Here is a 20,169-nt window from a genome sequence, read left to right on the forward strand (position 1 = left end):
GTAGCAAAATCTAATCATAGCCAATCAAAAAATCACATAAATCACAGTACGGATTGATGGGATGCTCAATTCAAAAACTTTTGATATTCGTAGTAAAATCTAATCATAGCCAATCAAAAAATCACATAAATCATAGTACAGAAATGGCACAAGCAATTCGTCAAACCACCTTCGTTCAATCCGATGGAACAATAAAAATCGACACCCCCCAACTTCCCCAAGGGGCAAAAGTCGAAGTTATTGTCATCCTCGAAGACAATCCTCAAACCCTGTCAGCCGAAGCTTTAGCTATAGAAAGACTGCCCCAATTAGATAATCCCAGTCAATTAATTACTCTTATCCAAGCAGACCAAGAAATTGACGAAGATGAGCTAAAACAGTGGGTTGCCAATGAGCAAAGCTAAAAATCCTTATATTGTTCAAAGCGTCAAAGAATTACAAAATGACATCTCGCAATTACCGCCAAAACTGCAACAAAAATGGCAAAACTATCAAAAAATACTCGCCTTAGACCCCTATCAAACGTTAGGATTTCCTAGTCATAACTTAACAGGAAAACTCAAAGGATGTCGTGCCTTAGAAATCGATTGGAATGGAACCCCCTACCGTCTTGTTTATCGCATCCATGACAAACCTTCTCCTAAACGAGTGGTTATTCTAAGCTTTGCTGAACATGACCCTGCTTATGAAAAAGCCAAAAAACGCCAATAAAACCCTAATAAACAAACCAATGTCATGAATACCGCCTCAATTGTCTCAAAAGTTTGGAGTTTTTGTAACACCCTGCGGGATGATGGGGTCAGTTATGGGGACTACCTTGAACAACTCACCTACCTCCTATTCCTGAAAATGGCTGATGAATACGCCAAACCGCCCTATAATCGCAAAATCGGCATCCCCTTTGCATACGACTGGCAAAGTCTGCGGAGCAAACGAGGGGCCGACCTCGAAGCTCATTACCTCGGCATATTACGCGAATTAGGGCAAAAAAAAGGCTTATTAGGGCAAATCTTCACCAAAGCTCAAAACAAAATCCAAGACCCTGCCAAACTGCTCAAAATCATCACCATGATAGATGAAGAAAACTGGGTGATGATGGAAACGGATGTCAAAGGCGACATATACGAAGGACTTCTAGAAAAAAACGCCGAAGACACCAAAAGCGGCGCCGGCCAATACTTCACCCCCCGGCCCTTGATTTGGGCCATGGTAGAATGCTTGCGTCCCCAACCCATGGCAACTATTGCTGACCCTGCCTGTGGAACCGGCGGCTTTTTTCTGGCAGCCTATAACTTTTTGGTCAAAAATCATCCCTTAGACCGAGAACAGAAAGAATTTCTCAAAAAAAGCACCTTTCACGGTAATGAAATCGTCGCCAATACAAGACGCCTGGCATTGATGAATATGTTTCTGCATAATATCGGCGATATTAACGATGAGCAATGCTTTATCGCCTCCACCGATGCTCTGATTGCTCCTTCTCCCCTTAGCGTCGATTATGTCCTTGCTAATCCCCCTTTCGGCAAAAAAAGCAGCCTAACTTTTACCAATGAAGACGGGGAACAGGACCGAGAAGACTTAACCTATAATCGTCAGGATTTTTGGGCAACCACTTCTAATAAACAACTCAACTTCGTCCAGCATATTCGTTCCATGCTCAAAAGCACAGGACAAGCTGCCGTGGTTGTCCCCGATAACGTCCTTTTCGAGGGTGGCGCCGGGGAAACCGTCCGCAAACAACTATTATCAACCACCGACCTGCATACTATCCTCAGATTACCCACCGGCGTATTTTATAAACAGGGAGTGAAAGCCAACGTCATCTTTTTTGATAATAAACCCGCCGCTAAAGACCCTTGGACAAAAGCTATCTGGTTTTATGACTTTCGCACCAATATTCACTTTACCCTCAAGAAAAACCCCTTAAAACCCGCCGATTTACAGGACTTCATCACCTGCTATCATCCCCAAAATCGTCATCAACGCAGCGAAACCTATTCAGAACAGAATCCCGAAGGACGTTGGCGAAAATTCACATATAATGAGATTATCGCCAGGGATAAAACCAGCCTCGATATATTTTGGCTCAAAGATAAAAGTTTAACCGACCTTGACAACCTGCCTGACCCCGATGTGCTGGCTTTGGAGATTATGGAAAACCTCGAAGCTGGATTAGAAAGCTTTCGGACAATTGTGGACAGTTTAGAAGTCACCGAGACTTAATGCTTCCAACTTCCATCGGGGAAGGTGAGAAATTCTCGATTAATACACTTGTTCGCACCATTAATTCTACCAAAAACCCCAGAAGGGAACCGTCTATCTGGCCACAAGCGATCGAGATTTTCCGGTATTGTAAAGTTTCAATCCAATTTTGATGGTTTTGCCATTGGTATTTTAGTCCCCCAGACGGGAATCGCCCTGCCTAACCTTGCTAGTGGTTTTACCCTCGAATTGGGTCATCCTAACCCCATTACCCCCGCTAAACGCCCTTTTCATCTGATTATCCCCAGTTTTCTCCGTTGGGATAATGGCACTTTTGATGGGCGCACCTATGCCCCCCAAGTCCCCCGATAAATGGCGGTAAACATGGTTGACCATCATTTCAATCCTCAAACCGCCCTTGATGCCCCTAGATGGCGATTTTTACGGGGAAACAGCGTACTTTTAGAAAGGGGTGCAGCCCCCGAATTACTGCCCGGATTAACCCCCAGAGTCCATCAGGTGGCGCTCGCAGATTCCTCCCATTTTGGCAAGGGTCAAATTATCCGGCAAATTGCGAACCTCGGTCCGATGGGTTAGCTTTGGGATATTGAGATAACGAAGGCGGTCGGCAGGGTGAGATTCAACATCAAACTAGGATATCTCTACACTCTAGAAAATCAATATCTTCAGAGCCACCGAATCAAAGAGAATTAAATCAGTCAATTTTGATGATATTTTGAATGATTAATCTAAACCCAGTTTCTTGGCGAAATTTTTCCATCCTCTCCGTTTGTGAAGTCTGAAAGGTAGGCTTTTTGTTATTGGCAATGTAGGCTTTTCTAGATGAATAATCCTCTATACCATGATTTTCAATAAATACCCGAATTGTGTTTCTTAGTTGCTCTTCTCCGTCTCCTACCCACCCTGAATTTTTCCCCTTTCGTTCTTTTAATTCTACAAAAATCAAACAATTAGCATAGGTCAGCATTCCATCACAGCGTTTATCCATACCACTACCATCGACTTTTCTAATTTCAATACATTTATCAATAGCGGTAAATGTCACTTCAATTTCTTGAGAGTTTTCCACAATAGCAATCCAATCCCTGGGATTTTCTGTATCTAAATAAGCGGGAGTTTCTGGGGGAGGTGGCTGATCACAAATTCCAAATTTATGCCGAGGGGTTTGACTCTGACATTTTTTATCAAAGAAATTTATCTTCATAACTGTTCTTCGATTTCTAGTAAATCATCAAAAAGCTGATTTGTCTCTCCCAGGGAAAGATTGAGATAATTTTCATCAGAAGGTAAACCATTATATGTAGCAAGTTCTCGGATTTCTCCTTGCTCTGTTAATTCATATACAATAGCATCTTGTGCCGCTATACAAGAGGCTTTCGGGACAATTTGGTTGAGCTTTTCTTGGAGATAATCGGCGTTAGAAATCGCTGATGATAGGATTTTTTTGATAACTTTATCCGCTTTGATAGCTAGGGTTAGATCGTTGATAATATAAGGACTATGAGTAGTTAAAATTAGTTTATTTCCCTGGGTTAAATTGGCAAATTCAAATAATTTATATAAAATCTTTTTCTGAGATTGGGGAAATAGATTCTGCTCGATTTCTTCCACAATATTTACAAAACACTCATTGCGGTATTTAGAAGATAACACTTCCAGTGCTGCCCTTTTTAGGTCATCGGAAAGATTATCATTAGAGATAATTTTCTCGATTTCCATTTTTAATCTTTTTTGCTCCTCTCCACTGAGTTCATTGCGGGAAGTTTCTTGAGTTCGATTAATCGATAAAGCAATATTTCGAGAAACGAGAAATAAAGGAACAAAAGACTGAAAACCACTGGAAGCTTCTGATAGATTTAGTTGATAATCACTACCCACAATCTTGGCCAGTCTATTGAGTTTATCAAATTCCAATTTGACCTCACCTACTGGCAAAGTCAAACTGCCAGATAATTCCTGTTGTGAGCGATCCAATTCTTCCCAGAAAGTATATAATGATTCTGGCAGTCCTTTGAGTTTTTCTGGCCATCTTACTGCACTCAAAAAGTTTCGCTCTGCTGGTACATACATAATTTTTGGTACTCGATACTTTGAATTATCAGTACGCTCGATCGATAATTTAGCATTTTCAAAACTAATTCGATAAACATCTCCATTGTATTCAATTTGGGTTTCGGGTAAAAAGTAATTGGTTAAATTTTGGTATTGACAAAAAGATTTAACAAAACGATTATATTTAGTCACATATTTTTCCTCTAAATTTCCACGATATAGAGCTTTTTCCAACCAGCTTAATGTTGATATTAATTTAGCAATGCTACTTTTTCCAGTTCCTTGATTACCGATAAAAATCGTTACTTTCCGAACGTCGATAAAACCATCATTTTCTACTAAACCCGCCTTAATTGGACCGAAGTTTTTAACTTTAATTTGGCTCATTGTTACCCCCTTGATTGACGATGATAAATTTTGGCCGGTAATTTGTCCCGAAAAAAGCTCGTGTTGAACACGAGCTAAATTAACTAACTTCAAGGACTAATTAGCCACCGACCTTAACTACTGGTTTAAAACTGGGAACAACCAGTTCACTATCCTGTTTGGTCAGCTTATTGTATAAGCGTTCCGTATTGGGGAAATTCGCGGCCGGTAGAGTCGGGAAACGACGATAGGGAACCGTATCTTCACCAAATAATTGTAGGTATTCCATGCTATTAACCATGGCACCGATAAAGGCTTTTAATCCCTTAGTTGCCAGAATTTGGTTATATTTCTGGATTTCTTTTTGATTCAAGGGAGCGCGACCTAAGAAGTGCTTGGTTCCCAATTCAATTACTTTCGTATTCGGATAGGGAGCATAGAATTCTTTCAGGTAAAGATCCGAACAACCTAAACCCTCGATAAACTCTTTCACCGTGATCTCAGCATTGCTTAATTTACTCTCTAAAGCGGTAAATTCGGCATTGATGATATAGGGTTCGAGATCCCGTTCAAAAATCTGACGATAGGCAGCGCGAACAGTATTTTGTACGGCAACTTTATCCAGATTAGTTAACAGTTTAAAGATCTTAGTTTGTTCCCGTTGAACCGTGACACCTTGACCGACACGGGATTGAATATCCGGTTCAGTGCGAATCGAGACCGAAGGTGTACCCAATTCAATAAAGCGCGGGGTTTCCTCTTTATCAACTCTTTGGCCGATATCTTCGCGGAGATTACCCAAACGCACCATCCGTAACTGCATCCCTTGGGGAGTTAGATAGCGCTCGTAGGGAACCGTATCTTCGCCAAAAGCTTCCGTATATTCAGGACTGTCGATAATGGCATCGATTAAAGCATAGAAGCCTTTTTTCGAGCAAAGATCGAAGTATTGATTCATTTCCTGACGACCGTAGGTGGGACGACCGAGCAGACGACGGTGAATATATTCGATCGCTTTCACCACATAGAGAGGAGTCCAGTAGATTTTCCGGAAAGCCTCGGATTTAGCTAGGGTTTTGATAAACTCGCGCAGAGTAATATCGCCATTTTCTAACTTAATCTCGGCCACGGATAAACGCTGACCTTCGTAGGGCATTCGACCGAAAACCTGACGATAAGCCGCTAAAATCACTCTTTGGGTGGAACTTTCGCCAAATTTAACGCTTACCCCATTGCTAGAACCGGGTAACTCGTTATTGAGACGGAAAACTTTCGGTCCCAAAGTACCGGGGAATTCACCTCGGGCGCCGGGGTTGCTATTTTGGTTATTAGTCGCCGGTCCGCGGTGGATGAGGATACGTTTGCTATCTTTACCGAAGGGAGCGGGACTAGAACTAGGTTCGCGGGTTTCTTTCGGGAAAATTGCCCCAAATTGGATTTCTAGGGGATCATTTCCGGAACCGTAAACGTGCTGATCCGGTAAGGGGCGATCGTATTTAGCAAAGGTGGTGATAAATTGGGGAACTTTGCGGAAAGGTGCGCTGTAGTTAAACAGGTCGATCTGCATCCCCCAGTTACGACATTCCTGTGCTTCTGCACCCAAACCCCGGAGATAGGGAACGGTTTCTTCGCCGAAATAGTCGGAATACTCCTGAGAATCCACTAAAGCATCGATTAACGCCCCTAAACCGCCGCTAGAGACGATCGAGAAGTATTTCTGCACTTCTTCCCGGGAGGAAGGACCGCGACCGAGGAAATGACGGAAAGCCAATTCTAGAGCGCGACTATTGATAAAAGGTTCAAAGAACTGTTTGCGATAGAGAGGCGATTTACCGAGACGACGGACGAATTCTTTCATCGAGATGTCGCCGTTTTTCACCTTCGATTCTAGGTCAGAAATGGACTGACTATAGGCGCGGGTGATGTCCCGTTCAAAAATTTGTCTGTAGGCGGCCTTGATAATCGAAGATTTTTCCGACTCCGATAAACCGGTTTTCATGACAAACTTTTGCCGTTTTTCGGCGCCATTGTAGTAGCTTTGGGGAAGACTTAAACCCTGTTGGTCACTACTGGGACGCTGACGCAGTTTATTAGAGGGGGTGGGGGCCTTTAATTCCCCTAGTAGGATATTGAAATAGTCACTGATTAAAGTGGCCGCATCCTTGTCTCTTTGGAAATACTCGATCGAAGCGGCCCGCATTTCCTGTAGGGCCACGATGGTGGCATCAATAGAACAGGCATTTTCGAGAACTTCCCTTAAACCGCGGGTATTAACGATCAGGATACTGGTATCACCGGCCACGATCGCGTATGTAATATAACGCAGGAACCAGGATAAATCCCGGAGGGACTTCTGCATATTGCTCGGACCGTAACGAGAGACGTTAATCGGTCGGAATCCGGGGGGAATCGGGCCGCTAGAGGCGAAAATCCCTTTTAAACCACCAAGGAAACCACCACCGCCACCAGACCCGCTTTCAGCGTAGGTAACGGTTCCTAATTTCATCCCTTCCTGGACGTTGATCATTTTACCCGCACCCACCAGGGCCAATTCTTCCACGGGGGGTTTTTCTAGGTAGGCCATGGGGGAACCACCGGTAAAAATCCGGTTAGCTGCCCGCGAGACGATCAAATCGGAGTTCCGGGTGAGCGTTTGGGCAATATCTAAACGCTTGCTCCCCGATTGGAAGTAGGCGATCAGTTCGTTGAGTTCGGGTTTATCGAGAAAGCGGTCTTGTTGTTCTGCTTGGGTAATGGCAGATACCGGGACGGTTTGATAGAGTTGGGGACGCGCTAAGGAGCTGCCACCGCTTGCCTTAAGACTCATTGGATTTTAACTATCTCCCTTGACGATGTGCTGAGTTCTCCAATCGTGGAGGCGATCGGTCTTAAAACCAGATGTTTAAACATTTAATCAGCATCTAGATTAAAACTTTTTGCGCTTCCTGAGATAGTTTATTAAGAATTATATAGATTTTTTTCGCTCAAGTTGCCGATTGGTCTATTCTGACACCCCACTGGTATGGGAGGCTAACCAGTCTAAATAGGTCTGAGAACCCGCCACAATCGGTAAAGCGATGATTTCTGGGACGGCATAGCTATGAAGTTCCTGTATCTTCGCCGATAACTGCTCAAACTGCTTTAAATCGGTTTTAATCACTAATTGCCATTCGCGCTCGTTTTCAATCTGTCCCTGCCAACGATAAATGGAACGCATCGGGTAAATACTGACACAAGCGGCCAGGCGCTCGTTAAGTAAGGCGATCGCTAGGTGTTCCGCTTCCGTTTCGCTGGCCGTTGTCACCAGCACCACTCCAAAACTGGTTAATTTTTCAGTCATAAGTAGTCGTGCAAAATAAATTTCCTAGTGAAGATAGGCACTCATGCAAAAGGCAACAGGCAACAGGCAATAGGAGGAATAGATAATCAGTCTTTAATAACCAGATTTTAGTAGGATAACCGATAACTGATAACTGATCACTGATAACCGATAACTGATAACTGATCACTGATAACTGATAACTGAATTTAGGCGATCGCTTTTTCTAAAGCGGCCAGATCGGGAATACAGAGAGATTCCTGCTCTCGTTGAATCAGGCCTTTTTTCTCCAATTTAGTCAAGGATCGGGTCACGGTTTCCCGGGCCAGTCCACTAATACCACTCAATTCCCGGTGAGGTAAATTAGGAATTATCGCACCCTGACCGCTTTTTTCTCCTTGACCTTCGGCTAAAAAGAGTAAAGTATCGGCGACTCTGGAGAGACTATCGGCCTCGCGCAAACGTAAACGCTGGTTAACTTGACGCAAACGCTTGGCCATTAACTGAGAAAGACGAATTCCCGCTAAAGGCTCCGATTTGAGCAGATTAACAAAATCTTGGGCGGGAATACTGCTAATTGTGGCCGTGGTTAAGGTGATAGCATCGGTGGAGCGGGTAGATTCTTCTAAAGCGGCCATTTCTCCGACTATTTCCCCTTTACCGAGGATATTTAAGGTGACTTCTTTGCCATCCATATTGTAAGTACGAATTTTCACCCAACCATCCAGAATAAAGTAAACTGACCCCCCCCAATCATTTTCTAATAAAATCGCCCGATTAGGGGGATGAGTGCGGGTGACAACATGAGAAGTAACTTTATCGATGGTTTCAGGGGGTAAACCGACCAATAAGGTGGCTGTATCCAATAATTTTTGAATCTCTGCCGATTTTTCGGCAGGATAGCGTTTTTCTTCCATAGTTTAATATTTAAATTTTGTTCGTTTCAAGTGAGTGATTCTACAATAGACAGTTGTGGGTATTTTTATTTATCTAGTGACCGATAAACAGGATTTTTCCTCTCTACTGACCGAGATCGATCGGATTCTTGCCAAGGTGATTTCATCTCTAGTTAACCCGCAAGAAGTTACTTCCGAGACAATTATCGCCACTCGTCAACATTTAGAATCGGCCAAAGCGCTTCTTTTTCCTTTATTATCCCCCGATCGAACCCCTGAAGTTGTCCGTTGGTCCCTGGGAATGGAGGTACAACCACCAGGGGTGAAAATCGTCTTTTTTCGGGAAAGCCAAGGATTGATCGATTTTTATCCTCTTTCTTGGAGTCTAGCAACGGGAACGAGCGATCTCTTACCCTGCTCTCAGGTGGAAGAATATCTAATTAGCTGGCTATCTAATCGGGATTTTAGCACCGATTCTTGGCTGTGGGAAGCCCTAGAGCGATTAGAAGCTATTATTATTACCGATGACGGGGAAACCCCCACGGATGACCTAAAAAAAGCCCTTCTCACAGCGCAACTAATACCCCCCGATCGCCTCTCTAGTCTGGAAACAGCGATCGCTACTGCTCTGGCCTATATTCCCACTAGCGACCAACCCCAACCCCAAACCCTACTGGTGATCGAAGGTAAACGAGAGACTACCACTTTAGCGCTGCTGGAAGTACCACCGCAAACTTGCTCTTTATCCCGTCAAGCGATCGCTCTAAGCCATTTTAACTACGGGGAAAACACCTATGAACAGGCCATACTCTCTCAGTTAATTTATCCTCTCTGGCGTTCTTTTTTACCCCTTTCGCTCTCCGATCTCACCGATACTAATCCCTTTAAAAAATCTTTACTAGCAGCCGCTAGATTAACTAAATTAATCCTGCAAGAAGAAAGCGAATTTACCTCCTCTCTAGCTGGTCATACTTGGACGGTCAGTCGCCTGGATTTAAATAAGAAGGTCATTATGCCATATCTAGATAATTTAAGACAAAAAGTTAATGATTTGTTAGAAAAACAGCAAAAAAGTCTTAAAGATATCGATCAAATAATTTTTAGCGGTAATTTTTTCTTAACCATTTGGCCCTATTTTCTAACAGAAATTCAGCAAGAATTTGCTGGCTGCCATCTAGAGGCACCCAGTCAGGAAAACTTCTCACCAGCAATCTTGGGTTTAGGTCGTCTCTGTTTATTTTCGGCTCTTAGAGGTGAGAAGGTCAATAATGCTTAAAAAATCGACCTCAGCCTTATTTAAAAGTCAGAATTTAGGGGTGAATAGAATTTTTAGGGTAATTGGGTCGAATACTCAACAAAGGCGCTGGTGATTCGGTAGCAGTGATGGTGGTTTAATGCTTTGCCAGTTGGACATTATAAGCTAAGACGCATTTTAACCGCCTATCCTTAGATTAGCAACAATCTCCCCCAATCCCTTTACTATTGCCCCTTGTCTCATCTCAACAAGCAGTTTAAATACACGGACAGCTTATTATTCATAGCAGATAACCAATCATGGCTCTTCTAGGTTCTGTGTGAGCATGGTATATAATAGTAAAACAGAACAGGAGGTGGGTTATGTGGATAAATTTTGATCAACTCCTCGATTTACCAAATGTAACAGTGGTCAATTATCAAAAAATTGCTCAGACAATTTTCCTAAAGCTTGCTCTTTTAAATGAAACAATTGAATGTCCGATGAAATACAATTGCAATTTGCTTTATCCAATGGTCGCGTGATTTTTACTCAAGATACTGATTTTTTAAGAATCAATCAACTAGCAGGTTGCTTCAAGTCAGAAAAATTCCCCTCTATCCGTCCCAACCTAATCGAGACTATTGGTCACTGGCTAAATAACGCGATCGCCGAACCATAAAAAAATGCCTGCCAAAGATATTTTCCATGATTGTGTAAAACACGCCCTAATCAAAGATGGCTGGATAGTTACCGATGATCCCTTAAGTCTTAAAATTGGCAAAAAAGACTTGTTTATTGATCTAGCAGAGGAACTGTTAACACAAATTGATCCCCCCTAGTCCCCAAAAGAAGAATCTCCCCATGAGTAACCCTATTATCATTGAAACTGACTTAAAAGATATTCTCGCTAAACTTGACAATCGGTTAGAGCGAATCGAAACAAAACTAGAAGTATTACCGAAAATAGAGGCCGAAGTTTCCCAACTCAAAGAAGATGTCAAAGACTTGAAAGAAAGGGCAACGGCTCAAATATGGGCTTTGATAGTCACTGTTATCGGTGCAACTGTTGCAGCAATTATCAAATTCGGTTTTCTGACTAAAACTTAAATCATCCCTAAAAACTAAGTTGGAACTAGACAAGTTCCAACCAGTAACAAAAAATTGACCTTGAAGATTAACGACGGATTGGTGCCATCGCACCGTCGGCAGCAGCGCGAAAAGGTTCCACTGCCTCGCTATAATCGATCGGTAAAATAGCCACCACGTTATCGTGAGGACGGGGAATAATTACCCAGGTTTCTAAAGCTGCCCCCTCGGTTTTATTGACGGCTTCAATGCCGGCAGCCATAGCGGTTTTTACCTCCTGTACATCCCCACGAATATTGAGGGTAAAACGGGCGCTTCCTGCCCTTAAATAACCAACAATCGTGATCCGTCCTGCTTTTACCATCGCATCGGCGGCCGCTAGAATACCGGGGAAACCTTTTGTCTCGATCGATCCCACCGCGGGTTGGGCTGTCATAAATTAACTCCTAATAACAAAAATCAGATAAGTTCAATTGATAGAATCCAATCTATTTTCCAGTCTTTAACTATAGTCTAGTTTGGGGCCAATCGCTAGGGAAATTAACTGCGAAAACGGTCTGACTTAGGCGTATGCTGCACTGGTAAAACCGCCAGGACATTTTCTGGAGGATTCGGTACGATGTAATGACTGACCACATTGCCACCAAAAGCGGTCATCGCTGCCGCTAATCCTGCCTCTACTGCTGGTTTAACCTCGGAAATCGGACCGCGAATCGCCACCAAAAATTCGCCCCTTTCCGCTAGATCAAAATAAACTAGGGTGACTCGTCCCCCTTTAACCATGGCATCCGCCGCCGCTAAAACGGGGGGAAAACCCAACGTTTGAATGACTCCGACCGCCTCGGGCATTTTTCCTGATCTCCTGCGAAAGCAATTTTACATTATACCCCGAACCTGTATTTATATTTTCTTCTGCAAATCCCCGACCGATCGAGCCTGTTTTTTCTCTAAATACTGTTGATGGGACTGATCGGCCAGATAATAATCTCCTGCGGGTTCGATCAAAGTAACGATATCCTGCTGAAACTTTCCCGATAGTTGTAGTTGACGCTTGGAAGCAGTGGCGATTAACTTTTGTTCCGGGGTGTGATAAAAAATAATTGATCGATATTGTTCTCCCCGGTCCGGTCCTTGGCGATTTAACTGAGTCGGATCATGGATTGACCAAAAAACAGCTAATAACGCCTCGTAGCTTATTTCTTGGGGATTATATTCAATTTGTGCCACTTCCGCATGACCGGTAATTCGCGATAAGACATCGAGATAACTAGGATTGGGAAAATTTCCCCCCATATAACCCACAGAAGTCGCTAAAACCCCTGGTAAACGCCGAAATGCGTCCTCGGTTTTCCAAAAACAGCCGGCCCCAAAGGTAGCTTTTTCGCCGTTATTCATTTCTCCTCACATCCTTGGCAAATTCTACCACTGCTTTTGTAATTGTCTCGCTTAAATTAGCATAAACTTTGGCAAAAGGGGGAGCTTTTTCGGTTAATCCTAGGATATCCGCCGTTACTAACACCTGACCATCACAATCTTCCCCCGCACCGATACCAATCGTCGGGATAGTCAATTTATCGGTAATAGTAGCGGCTAAATTGGCGGGAATATGTTCCAAAACCAGGGCAAATACTCCCGCTTTCTCCAAGGCTAAAGCTTCCTCGATTAATCTTTGTGCCTCCGATGGAGTTTTTCCCTGCTGACGGTATCCTAACCGATGGACTGACTGGGGAGTTAATCCGATATGACCCATAACAGGGATGCCTATCTCGGTTAAACGGCTAATAGTCTCGATCATAGCGGGATAACCTCCCTCTAATTTTACCCCTTGCACTCCCGCTTCCTTTAACATCCTTCCGGCGGAGTGAATTGCCTGACTGACACTTTCCTGATAGCTGAGAAAAGGCAAATCACAGACAACTAAAGCTTGTTTTACCCCGCGAGACACGGCCGCCGCGTGGTGAATCATCGCCTCTAGGGTGATCGGTAAAGTGGTAGGATAGCCCAAAGCGGTCATAGCTAAGGAATCACCTACCAAGATAATATCAATTCCTGCCCGATCGAGCAGTCGCGCGATCGGATAATCCCAAGCTGTGAGGGTGACAATCGCGCGTTTTTGCTGTTTCCACTCGATTAATTTGCTGGTGGTGACTGCCATTATTTATTCACTGCGGACAGCTTCAAGGATACGGGAAAAATAGAAACGAGTGCTAGTCATACTCGTCCGTTCAATTTTAAAGCCATTTTCGTTGAGAGCGGCGATAATAGTTTTTTCCTTGTGTTGATAAGCGCGAGTGGTTTTACTCGGACCGGGGAAAAATTGACCAATTTTCTTGAGAATGGTTAATAAACAGGTTTTAGGGGCAAAACTGAGGATTAAACGGGATTGAGCTAGGGACCCCAGGTGTTTAATCATGCCTAAGGCTTCTTCTGTGGGATAGTGAATGAGAACATCCAGACAGATGACTGTGTGATATTGACCAGTTAATGCTTCTAAATCTTGAACGGCAAAGGTGAGTTTACCGGTATCTGCTAACTCTTTGGCTGCTCTTTCCTTGGCTTCTGTCACCATTTTCTCAGAAATATCACTGGCGAAAATAGTTGCGCCCGCTTTAGCAAGGGGAATACTAAGACTACCGACTCCACAACCAGCATCACAGATCGAGAGATTAGGCAAATTGTCATCACTTTCTAACCAACCGATAACGGTATCGATCGTCTGTTGATGACCGATGCGAATATCTTTTTGTACTTTGTTAACTTCGCCATCCCCATAAATCCGGCGCCAGCGATCGAATCCCGTGGCGTTAAAATAGTCCTTGACTATGGCTTTATCGTCTAATGTGTTGGTCATAAGGAAATCTAAACGAGCGGAGATGGTTATTAGTTTATCCTACCGTGAAAGCTCTCAACGGTTGCTGCTGATAGCTGACTCCTGACTGCTCAGGAGAGGACCGGGAGCGATGGCAAGTCTGTGGAAAAGCTTAATTTGTTTTTCGCTTCACCGTTAGTTAACCTAAAGTGAATATCATGTAATCGTCCCAAGATCGATTAGTAAGGGTTCCATGTCAATTATTACCCATAGAACTAAGATCGTAGCCACGATCGGCCCTGCCAGTAATTCGCCAGAAGTCCTCAAGGAAATGATCGGTGCGGGGATGAATGTAGCGCGGCTAAACTTTTCCCACGGTAGCTACGAGGATCATGCGAGAGTTGTTAGCCTTTTACGGCAAATTTCTCAAGAATTAGACAATCCGATCACTCTCCTGCAAGATTTACAAGGGCCGAAAATTCGCGTCGGTAATCTCCCCAATGGTTCGATTACCATCAACGACGGCGACTATCTCACCCTTGTACCCATGGATGAGTATCGGGGAGAACCGAACACCGTTTCGATCGATTATCCCTATCTGGCCGAGGAAGCACAGCTAGGTGAGCAAATTCTCCTTGATGATGGCTTATTAGAGCTAAAAATCGTTGAAATTAACGGAAAAGATCTAAAATGTCAAGTATTGGAGGGAGGAATTCTCAAGAGTCGCAAGGGAGTTAATCTACCCCGTCTCAATTTGCGCTTACCTTCCATGACCGAAAAAGACAAACAAGACCTAGAATTTGGTCTTGCTCAGGGGGTTGATTGGGTTTCCCTTAGTTTTGTTCGTAAAGGAGAAGATATCAAGGCGATTAAGGCATTTTTAGCCGAGAGAAATCATGGGGATGTGCCAGTGATGGCTAAAATTGAAAAACCGCAAGCGATCGAAAATTTGGAGTCAATTATCGAGGAATGTGACGGAATTATGGTGGCCCGGGGCGATTTGGGGGTAGAATTAAGTCCCGAAAAAGTCCCCATGTTGCAAAAACGCATTATCAAACTCTGCAACATGAAAACTATTCCCGTCATCACTGCCACCCAGATGTTAGAAAGCATGATTCACAATCCCCGACCGACTCGGGCCGAGGCTAGTGATGTGGCTAATGCGATTATCGATGGAACCGATGCGGTGATGTTATCGGGGGAATCAGCAGTGGGAGATTTTCCCGTCAAAGCTGTGGCTATGTTGGCCAAAATCGCCCATGATGTGGAAGCGGATGTGAAGTTTGATAATGCTCCCCCCAATCAGTCCGATGAAACTCACGCTCTCAGTGAGGCTTTAGTGGCGATCGATCAAACCCTTGATCTCCGTTATATTGTCACTTTTACCACCTCTGGCTACACTTCGCTACTGGCTTCTAAGGAACGTCCCTCGGTTCCTGTCATTGCCATGACTCCCAACAAACGAGTCTATCACCGTCTCAATCTAGTCTGGGGTGTGATCCCGATTCTTCTTGATCATCAGGTGTCCGTCTTTGAGGATGTGTTAAAGCAAACGGAATCAATTCTGCTTCAGAAAAATCTAGCCCAATCCGGCGATAAAATCCTGATTATGGCGGGAATTCCCATGCAGAAAACTAAAGGCACTAATTTCCTCAAAATTCACAGGATTCCCTAAGTTCTAGGAGTCAGGAGTCAGGACACAGGAGACAGGAGACAGGAGACAGGAGACAGGAGATTATTTCTATTTATTCTCCCCACTTCCCCACACCCCACACCCCAAACCCCACTTCCCAAGAAAACCCATGTCAAAACTTGTATTAATTCGTCACGGCCAAAGTCTTTGGAATGCGGCCAATAAATTCACTGCATGGGTCGATGTTCCCTTGAGGAAACGCGGTAGGGCTGAAGCCATGATCGCTGCCTGTAAACTGAAAGAGGCCAATATCACGATCTAGGGTTTGCTGAAAAAGTCCCCTCGATTTCTCAACGTTTGTCTCTGGGACTTTTTTGACTAAAAAAGTCCCAAAACCGTTTTCTAGTAAGGCTTCCAATAAGATTCAGCCAACCCTACTTAATTAAGCAGTTACTACCGGGGAAGCTAACCGTTTAAAGGTCAATCTTTCATCGGCCACATCGACAAAAATCGTGTCTCCCCCTTTAAATTCGCCGCGCAGAATTGCCTTAGCGATCGGAGTTTCCACATATCTTTGTACTGCCCGTTTTAGGGGTCGCGCACCGTACACTGGATCGTAACCAATTTCTGCTAGATAATCGAGGGCAATATCGGCAAGTTTCAGGGCTAATTTTTGTTCCATCAAGCGATCACTGAGATTGGCTGTCTGTAGTTTGACAATCGATCGCAGTTGCGCTTTTTGTAAACTATGGAAAATGATCGTTTCATCGATACGATTGAGAAATTCGGGACGGAAACTATTCCGCATTGCTTCCATCACTCGTGCCTGCATTTCCTCGTAACGAGACTCATCACCAGCCACGTCTAAAATGTATTGAGAACCGATATTACTGGTCATAATAATGATGGTATTTTTGAAATCAACCAGATGACCTTGAGAGTCGGTTAAGCGCCCATCGTCAAGGATTTGTAACATAACGTTAAAAACGTCGGGATGGGCTTTTTCAATCTCATCAAAGAGGATGACAGAGTAGGGACGACGCCGGATTGCCTCGGTTAATTGTCCTCCTTCATCGTAGCCGACGTATCCCGGAGGCGCACCCATGAGACGGGAAACGCTGTGTTTTTCCATGTATTCCGACATATCGATGCGAACTAGAGCCTCTTCCGTGTCAAAGAGATTGCGTGCTAGAGCTTTCGCTAATTCTGTCTTACCAACACCCGTCGGACCGAGAAAAATAAAGCTGGCCGTGGGACGGTTGGGATCTGATAAACCAGCGCGGGAACGTTGAATCGCTTCGGCTACGGCTGTGACCGCTTCTTCTTGACCGATGACACTTTCGTGTAATTCGTCTTCCAGATTGAGGAGTTTTTCTTTTTCCGATTCGATTAATTTATTGAGAGGAATTCCCGTCCATTTCGAGATAATTTCGGCGATATCCGATTCGAGAACTTCTTCCCTTAATAAACTTTTACCAGTGGTTTGTTTGTCGGCCAATTGGGTTTCTAGGGCGGACATTTGCCGCTGCAGATCGGTTAATTTTCCGAACTTTAATTCGGCGGCCCGATTATAATCATAATCTCGTTCGGCCTGTTGAATTTCTAGATTAACTTGTTCGATCGCTTCTTTAACTCCACGAACTCTATCGATAATCTCTTTTTCTCCTTGCCATTGGGCATTTAATCCCGATTGTTCTTCCTTGAGGTTAGCCAGTTCTTTTTCTAACTTTTCTAACCGTTCTCGCGAAGCTGGATCGTACTCCCGTTGTAGGGAAAGTCTTTCCATTTCTAACTGGAGAATTTTGCGATCAATTTCATCGAGTTCTTCCGGTTTAGAAGTGATTTCCATTTTCAATTTGGCCGCCGCTTCATCAACTAAATCAATGGCCTTATCGGGCAAAAAGCGATCGCTAATATAACGATTAGAAAGCAGTGCCGCTGCCACTAAAGCATTATCAGCAATTTTTACGCCATGATGCACCTCATAACGTTCTTTAAGACCGCGAAGAATCGAAATAGTATCGACCACATTTGGTTCATCTACTAAAACCTCTTGGAAGCGTCTTTCTAACGCCGCATCTTTTTCGATATATTTGCGGTATTCATCGAGGGTAGTGGCCCCAATACAACGCAATTCACCCCGGGCTAACATTGGTTTTAATAAATTGCCCGCATCCATTGCCCCTTGAGTGGCTCCCGCACCGACAACGGTATGGATTTCGTCAATAAACATGATGATATTGCCTTGGGAATCGGTGACTTCCTTGAGGACAGCTTTTAATCTTTCCTCAAACTCTCCGCGATATTTTGCTCCCGCAATTAAGCCGCCTAAATCGAGAGAAATGAGAGCCCGATCTAAAAGAGATTCTGGCACATCGCGGTTAATAATCCGCTGGGCTAATCCTTCGACAATGGCGGTTTTTCCTACTCCCGGTTCCCCGATTAAAACCGGGTTATTTTTAGTCCGACGCGAGAGGATCTGAATGGTGCGACGGATTTCGTCATCTCGTCCAATTACTGGGTCTAATTTACCTTCCCGTGCCAATTGGGTTAGATCCCGTCCGTATTTTTCTAGGGCTTCGTATTTGCCTTCTGGATTCTGATCGGTCACTTTTTGACTACCTCTGACTTGTTGAATAATTTCTTTGAGTTTGTTTTCAGTAAGTCCGAATTCTTGAAAAATATTTTTCCCGAAGCGATCATCTTTAGCGTAACCTAAAATTAAATGCTCGATCGAGATAAAGTCATCTCCAAATTCTCGGCGATAATTTTCCGCTCGATCGAGTAAACTATCTAAACTACGACCTAAATAAATCGAGTCGCCGGGGTTAGAGATTTTCGGTTGACGACGGATAAAGTCATCGGTTCGATCCCGCAAACGGGCTAGACTAATATTAGCTTTACTAAAGACACTGCCCGCTAATCCCTCCTGTTCAAGAAGGGCTTTCATTAGATGTTCGCTTTCGATTTGTTGCTGGCTGTTCTGTTTGGCAATGTCCGGCGTTTTGACGATTGCCTCCCAAGCTTTTTCTGTAAATTGTTGTGGATTGGTTGGCTGCATTTTCTATAAGAGATTACTTTTATACTCTAGAGATTATTCTAGATTGACCAGTTCGTCGGCTCCTAGGGGCTTACCGTACCTAGTTAAGGGGGATTTCCCCTCAATGGTGCGATTTAAGCGGCTAAAGTTTCAAGTTTATAAGCTGTCAGGGATTTAAACTGCGTCTTGGAAATTTTAGTACAAATGTTCAAACTCTCAACCAAGCTAAAATCTTAATTATTGAAGATGTCCACTGATTACTAGAGTTCTTGCATAATTAATTTTGCTTAGGTACTTACTAAATCCGGTTATTAAAGACTGATTATTTATTCCTCCTCTTGCCTATCCTGATATGTAGCCTATACTCAACGGATTTAGTATTACCTAGCACAGTTGAGACAATCACAGTTACAGTAGCGGCTGCAATTAAGCTAAATGCTAACTGAACTACCCATTGTGTAGCTTTTTGATAGTTATCGAATTTTTAGTTAAATTGCTCAAGTTACTTTTTTAATTCTCGTAACTCAGTGAGTATCTGTTGTTGGTTGTCTTGAGTATCCTCAGTTGTCAATGTCATGGGAAATTCAAGGGTTTGTACTGTTTGCTATTTCAGATCATAATCTATCTTGATTGATAACCCACGATGATTAAAGTTAGCGGTGCGTTACACTACGTTAAAGCACCCTACAAAATCGGCGATCGCAATTTTTCGATAATAATCGCATAACGCACGATTTCTATTCCTCAATTATTTGATTTAATTTTTCCTTGAAAATCGTTTCTATTTCTTTATAGGACATCGTTTGAGGTGCGGGATAGTTAAACCCGTCTTTTTTTCGGCTTAATAATACTTCTAGTGCTTCACTAAAAATAGCTTCTTCGTTTCGATGTTCCGAAAGATACTGACGGAGTTCTGCGTTAGTCATTTCCGAAGGTGATTTTTTCATAATTCAAAGTTCCAATTCCCCTGTTCATCGATTAAAATGATTAGAAAGCAATTGACAGATAAAGATAGCGGTATTTTTCTATCAAGGAAAAGTTTTGTAAATTTCTCTACGATGTGCGACTCGTTGACAGATGATGGTTTGATTGGGTTTATCAATAGTCAGGCCAATCCTATAATCTGCAACTCTAATTTTATATTTATCTTTATGTCCTTTCATTTTATCGAGATAGCCTAATTCAAAAGGATTGTCAGTTTCTAACTCGGAAAATACGATCAACTCAATACGAGATTGTATGTGCTTTGGCAAAGAGGTTAATTCTTTTAAAAATCTCTTGTTGTATTCAACCTTCTACATTTTTATTTTTAAGCAATTCTAAATATTGTAAGGCTTTTTCTTTGTCTAGGATTTGATCATTTTCAACTTCTTCGATGAGTTTTCCTAGTCCGTAATCCTCTAGGATTTCTTCGATTTTTTCAAATTCAGCAATGGGAATTTGAACGGCAATCGGCTTTTGATCTTTGTCTAATACATAGCTTTTGTTAATTTCTAGCATTTGGTTTT

Annotated in this window: 24 protein-coding genes and 3 pseudogenes; 12 read left to right on the top strand and 15 right to left on the bottom strand. The window is 43.2% G+C overall.

The window, feature by feature from the left end; all coding sequences use genetic code 11:
• Positions 1-143 precede the first annotated feature (143 nt).
• The 5 genes from H6G40_RS17930 to H6G40_RS17950 are packed head-to-tail and all read left to right on the top strand — an operon-like array spanning position 144 to position 2,799.
• Positions 144-404: a hypothetical protein gene (locus H6G40_RS17930; protein ID WP_002775395.1), complete on the top strand. Its 261-nt coding sequence runs from the start codon at positions 144-146 to the stop codon at positions 402-404.
• Positions 391-711 (top strand): type II toxin-antitoxin system RelE family toxin, encoded by a 321-nt coding sequence (locus H6G40_RS17935; RefSeq protein ID WP_002733533.1) that lies wholly within the window; start codon positions 391-393, stop codon positions 709-711. The genes H6G40_RS17930 and H6G40_RS17935 overlap by 14 nt, the downstream gene beginning before the upstream one ends.
• Before the next feature lie 24 nt (positions 712-735).
• Positions 736-2,223 (top strand): class I SAM-dependent DNA methyltransferase, encoded by a 1,488-nt coding sequence (locus tag H6G40_RS17940; RefSeq protein WP_069474587.1) that lies wholly within the window; start codon positions 736-738, stop codon positions 2,221-2,223.
• Positions 2,224-2,271: 48 nt separating this feature from the next.
• Positions 2,272-2,574 carry a gamma-glutamyltransferase gene (locus tag H6G40_RS17945; protein ID WP_199309461.1) on the top strand — a complete coding sequence of 101 codons (303 nt, stop codon included), beginning with the start codon at positions 2,272-2,274 and terminating at the stop codon, positions 2,572-2,574.
• Between the two features lie 12 nt (positions 2,575-2,586).
• Positions 2,587-2,799: a gamma-glutamyltransferase gene (locus H6G40_RS17950; RefSeq protein ID WP_190538089.1), complete on the top strand. Its 213-nt coding sequence runs from the start codon at positions 2,587-2,589 to the stop codon at positions 2,797-2,799.
• Positions 2,800-2,917: 118 nt separating this feature from the next.
• On the opposite strand, the gene H6G40_RS17955 is transcribed toward H6G40_RS17950, so the two are convergent.
• From H6G40_RS17955 to H6G40_RS17975, 5 genes are all read right to left on the bottom strand, one after another.
• On the bottom strand, positions 2,918-3,427 hold the full coding sequence (locus H6G40_RS17955) for a hypothetical protein (RefSeq protein WP_190538091.1): 510 nt from the start codon (positions 3,425-3,427) through the stop codon (positions 2,918-2,920).
• The gene (locus tag H6G40_RS17960; protein WP_190538093.1) at positions 3,424-4,662 is read right to left on the bottom strand and encodes an AAA family ATPase; all 1,239 of its coding nucleotides are present in this window, start codon (positions 4,660-4,662) and stop codon (positions 3,424-3,426) included. Before H6G40_RS17960 ends, H6G40_RS17955 begins: the two co-directional genes overlap by 4 nt.
• Before the next feature lie 100 nt (positions 4,663-4,762).
• Entirely contained in the window at positions 4,763-7,468 is a 2,706-nt protein-coding gene (locus H6G40_RS17965; protein ID WP_002734960.1) for a phycobilisome rod-core linker polypeptide, read from the bottom strand.
• 174 nt (positions 7,469-7,642) lie between these two features.
• Positions 7,643-7,981 carry a divalent-cation tolerance protein CutA gene (cutA, locus tag H6G40_RS17970; RefSeq protein ID WP_002733846.1) on the bottom strand — a complete coding sequence of 113 codons (339 nt, stop codon included), beginning with the start codon at positions 7,979-7,981 and terminating at the stop codon, positions 7,643-7,645.
• 188 nt (positions 7,982-8,169) lie between these two features.
• A complete protein-coding gene (locus H6G40_RS17975) occupies positions 8,170-8,877 on the bottom strand; it encodes a Crp/Fnr family transcriptional regulator (protein WP_002732437.1) in 708 nt (235 codons plus the stop codon).
• Positions 8,878-8,932: 55 nt separating this feature from the next.
• Here H6G40_RS17975 and H6G40_RS17980 point away from each other — a divergent pair, with 55 nt between their 5' ends.
• From H6G40_RS17980 to H6G40_RS18000, 5 genes and pseudogenes are all read left to right on the top strand, one after another.
• Positions 8,933-10,132: a hypothetical protein gene (locus tag H6G40_RS17980; RefSeq protein ID WP_190538094.1), complete on the top strand. Its 1,200-nt coding sequence runs from the start codon at positions 8,933-8,935 to the stop codon at positions 10,130-10,132.
• Between the two features lie 341 nt (positions 10,133-10,473).
• A pseudogene (locus tag H6G40_RS17985) lies at positions 10,474-10,611 on the top strand (ISL3 family transposase); the annotation flags it as partial.
• A complete protein-coding gene (locus H6G40_RS17990; protein WP_002775410.1) occupies positions 10,587-10,772 on the top strand; it encodes a hypothetical protein in 186 nt (61 codons plus the stop codon). The pseudogene H6G40_RS17985 and the gene H6G40_RS17990, both read left to right, overlap by 25 nt.
• 4 nt (positions 10,773-10,776) lie before the next feature.
• Positions 10,777-10,911 (top strand): annotated as a pseudogene (locus H6G40_RS17995) (element excision factor XisH family protein); the annotation flags it as partial.
• Between the two features lie 43 nt (positions 10,912-10,954).
• Positions 10,955-11,200, top strand: a complete 246-nt coding sequence (locus H6G40_RS18000) for a hypothetical protein (RefSeq protein WP_002775412.1) — start codon at positions 10,955-10,957, stop codon at positions 11,198-11,200.
• 67 nt (positions 11,201-11,267) lie between these two features.
• Here the strand turns inward: H6G40_RS18000 and H6G40_RS18005 are convergent, their stop codons facing one another.
• From H6G40_RS18005 to bchM, 5 genes are all read right to left on the bottom strand, one after another.
• Entirely contained in the window at positions 11,268-11,615 is a 348-nt protein-coding gene (locus H6G40_RS18005) for a carbon dioxide-concentrating mechanism protein CcmK (protein ID WP_002733188.1), read from the bottom strand.
• Positions 11,616-11,719: 104 nt separating this feature from the next.
• Positions 11,720-12,028, bottom strand: a complete 309-nt coding sequence (locus H6G40_RS18010; RefSeq protein WP_002732196.1) for a carbon dioxide-concentrating mechanism protein CcmK — start codon at positions 12,026-12,028, stop codon at positions 11,720-11,722.
• A gap of 51 nt (positions 12,029-12,079) precedes the next feature.
• Entirely contained in the window at positions 12,080-12,574 is a 495-nt protein-coding gene (gene msrA / locus H6G40_RS18015) for a peptide-methionine (S)-S-oxide reductase MsrA (protein ID WP_002732856.1), read from the bottom strand.
• A complete protein-coding gene (gene panB, locus H6G40_RS18020) occupies positions 12,567-13,334 on the bottom strand; it encodes a 3-methyl-2-oxobutanoate hydroxymethyltransferase (protein ID WP_002792150.1) in 768 nt (255 codons plus the stop codon). The genes msrA and panB overlap by 8 nt, the downstream gene beginning before the upstream one ends.
• A 3-nt stretch (positions 13,335-13,337) precedes the next feature.
• On the bottom strand, positions 13,338-14,030 hold the full coding sequence (gene bchM / locus H6G40_RS18025) for a magnesium protoporphyrin IX methyltransferase (RefSeq protein ID WP_024971184.1): 693 nt from the start codon (positions 14,028-14,030) through the stop codon (positions 13,338-13,340).
• A gap of 211 nt (positions 14,031-14,241) precedes the next feature.
• Between bchM and pyk the strand changes: the two genes are divergently transcribed.
• Both pyk and H6G40_RS18035 read left to right on the top strand, forming a co-directional pair.
• Positions 14,242-15,663, top strand: coding sequence for a pyruvate kinase (gene pyk, locus H6G40_RS18030; protein WP_002775421.1), 1,422 nt, complete (start codon positions 14,242-14,244; stop codon positions 15,661-15,663).
• A 127-nt stretch (positions 15,664-15,790) separates the two neighbouring features.
• Positions 15,791-15,943: a histidine phosphatase family protein gene (locus H6G40_RS18035; RefSeq protein WP_256094029.1), complete on the top strand. Its 153-nt coding sequence runs from the start codon at positions 15,791-15,793 to the stop codon at positions 15,941-15,943.
• A 120-nt stretch (positions 15,944-16,063) separates the two neighbouring features.
• Here H6G40_RS18035 and clpB read toward each other — a convergent pair whose 3' ends face one another.
• From clpB to H6G40_RS18055, 5 genes and pseudogenes are all read right to left on the bottom strand, one after another.
• Positions 16,064-18,682: an ATP-dependent chaperone ClpB gene (gene clpB / locus H6G40_RS18040; protein WP_123230072.1), complete on the bottom strand. Its 2,619-nt coding sequence runs from the start codon at positions 18,680-18,682 to the stop codon at positions 16,064-16,066.
• 301 nt (positions 18,683-18,983) lie between these two features.
• Positions 18,984-19,133 (bottom strand): annotated as a pseudogene (locus H6G40_RS24280) (ssr2422 family thylakoid membrane protein); the annotation flags it as partial.
• A 265-nt stretch (positions 19,134-19,398) separates the two neighbouring features.
• Positions 19,399-19,608 (bottom strand): DUF6887 family protein, encoded by a 210-nt coding sequence (locus H6G40_RS18045; protein ID WP_002734197.1) that lies wholly within the window; start codon positions 19,606-19,608, stop codon positions 19,399-19,401.
• A gap of 81 nt (positions 19,609-19,689) precedes the next feature.
• Complete coding sequence (locus H6G40_RS18050; protein ID WP_190538096.1) at positions 19,690-19,914, bottom strand: type II toxin-antitoxin system RelE family toxin; 225 nt, start codon at positions 19,912-19,914, stop codon at positions 19,690-19,692.
• A gap of 34 nt (positions 19,915-19,948) precedes the next feature.
• A complete protein-coding gene (locus H6G40_RS18055) occupies positions 19,949-20,161 on the bottom strand; it encodes a hypothetical protein (protein ID WP_002743287.1) in 213 nt (70 codons plus the stop codon).
• Positions 20,162-20,169: the final 8 nt, after the last annotated feature.

The organism is Microcystis viridis FACHB-1342 (genome assembly GCF_014698335.1).
GTDB lineage: Bacteria > Cyanobacteriota > Cyanobacteriia > Cyanobacteriales > Microcystaceae > Microcystis > Microcystis ichthyoblabe_A.

What these genes read in the sequence shown, in the direction of transcription:
- H6G40_RS17940 (WP_069474587.1), top strand. Translation starts at nt 736, where the DNA reads ATGAATACCGCCTCAATTGTCTCAAAAGTTTGGAGTTTTTGTAACACC.
- H6G40_RS17960 (WP_190538093.1), bottom strand. Translation starts at nt 4,662, where the DNA reads ATGAGCCAAATTAAAGTTAAAAACTTCGGTCCAATTAAGGCGGGTTTA.
- H6G40_RS17935 (WP_002733533.1), top strand. Translation starts at nt 391, where the DNA reads ATGAGCAAAGCTAAAAATCCTTATATTGTTCAAAGCGTCAAAGAATTA.
- H6G40_RS17965 (WP_002734960.1), bottom strand. Translation starts at nt 7,468, where the DNA reads ATGAGTCTTAAGGCAAGCGGTGGCAGCTCCTTAGCGCGTCCCCAACTC.
- H6G40_RS18000 (WP_002775412.1), top strand. Translation starts at nt 10,955, where the DNA reads ATGAGTAACCCTATTATCATTGAAACTGACTTAAAAGATATTCTCGCT.
- clpB (WP_123230072.1), bottom strand. Translation starts at nt 18,682, where the DNA reads ATGCAGCCAACCAATCCACAACAATTTACAGAAAAAGCTTGGGAGGCA.
- H6G40_RS17930 (WP_002775395.1), top strand. Translation starts at nt 144, where the DNA reads ATGGCACAAGCAATTCGTCAAACCACCTTCGTTCAATCCGATGGAACA.
- H6G40_RS17975 (WP_002732437.1), bottom strand. Translation starts at nt 8,877, where the DNA reads ATGGAAGAAAAACGCTATCCTGCCGAAAAATCGGCAGAGATTCAAAAA.
- cutA (WP_002733846.1), bottom strand. Translation starts at nt 7,981, where the DNA reads ATGACTGAAAAATTAACCAGTTTTGGAGTGGTGCTGGTGACAACGGCC.
- msrA (WP_002732856.1), bottom strand. Translation starts at nt 12,574, where the DNA reads ATGAATAACGGCGAAAAAGCTACCTTTGGGGCCGGCTGTTTTTGGAAA.
- pyk (WP_002775421.1), top strand. Translation starts at nt 14,242, where the DNA reads ATGTCAATTATTACCCATAGAACTAAGATCGTAGCCACGATCGGCCCT.
- H6G40_RS18010 (WP_002732196.1), bottom strand. Translation starts at nt 12,028, where the DNA reads ATGCCCGAGGCGGTCGGAGTCATTCAAACGTTGGGTTTTCCCCCCGTT.
- H6G40_RS18055 (WP_002743287.1), bottom strand. Translation starts at nt 20,161, where the DNA reads ATGCTAGAAATTAACAAAAGCTATGTATTAGACAAAGATCAAAAGCCG.
- H6G40_RS18035 (WP_256094029.1), top strand. Translation starts at nt 15,791, where the DNA reads ATGTCAAAACTTGTATTAATTCGTCACGGCCAAAGTCTTTGGAATGCG.
- bchM (WP_024971184.1), bottom strand. Translation starts at nt 14,030, where the DNA reads ATGACCAACACATTAGACGATAAAGCCATAGTCAAGGACTATTTTAAC.
- H6G40_RS17950 (WP_190538089.1), top strand. Translation starts at nt 2,587, where the DNA reads ATGGTTGACCATCATTTCAATCCTCAAACCGCCCTTGATGCCCCTAGA.
- H6G40_RS17990 (WP_002775410.1), top strand. Translation starts at nt 10,587, where the DNA reads ATGTCCGATGAAATACAATTGCAATTTGCTTTATCCAATGGTCGCGTG.
- H6G40_RS18005 (WP_002733188.1), bottom strand. Translation starts at nt 11,615, where the DNA reads ATGACAGCCCAACCCGCGGTGGGATCGATCGAGACAAAAGGTTTCCCC.
- H6G40_RS18045 (WP_002734197.1), bottom strand. Translation starts at nt 19,608, where the DNA reads ATGAAAAAATCACCTTCGGAAATGACTAACGCAGAACTCCGTCAGTAT.
- panB (WP_002792150.1), bottom strand. Translation starts at nt 13,334, where the DNA reads ATGGCAGTCACCACCAGCAAATTAATCGAGTGGAAACAGCAAAAACGC.
- H6G40_RS17955 (WP_190538091.1), bottom strand. Translation starts at nt 3,427, where the DNA reads ATGAAGATAAATTTCTTTGATAAAAAATGTCAGAGTCAAACCCCTCGG.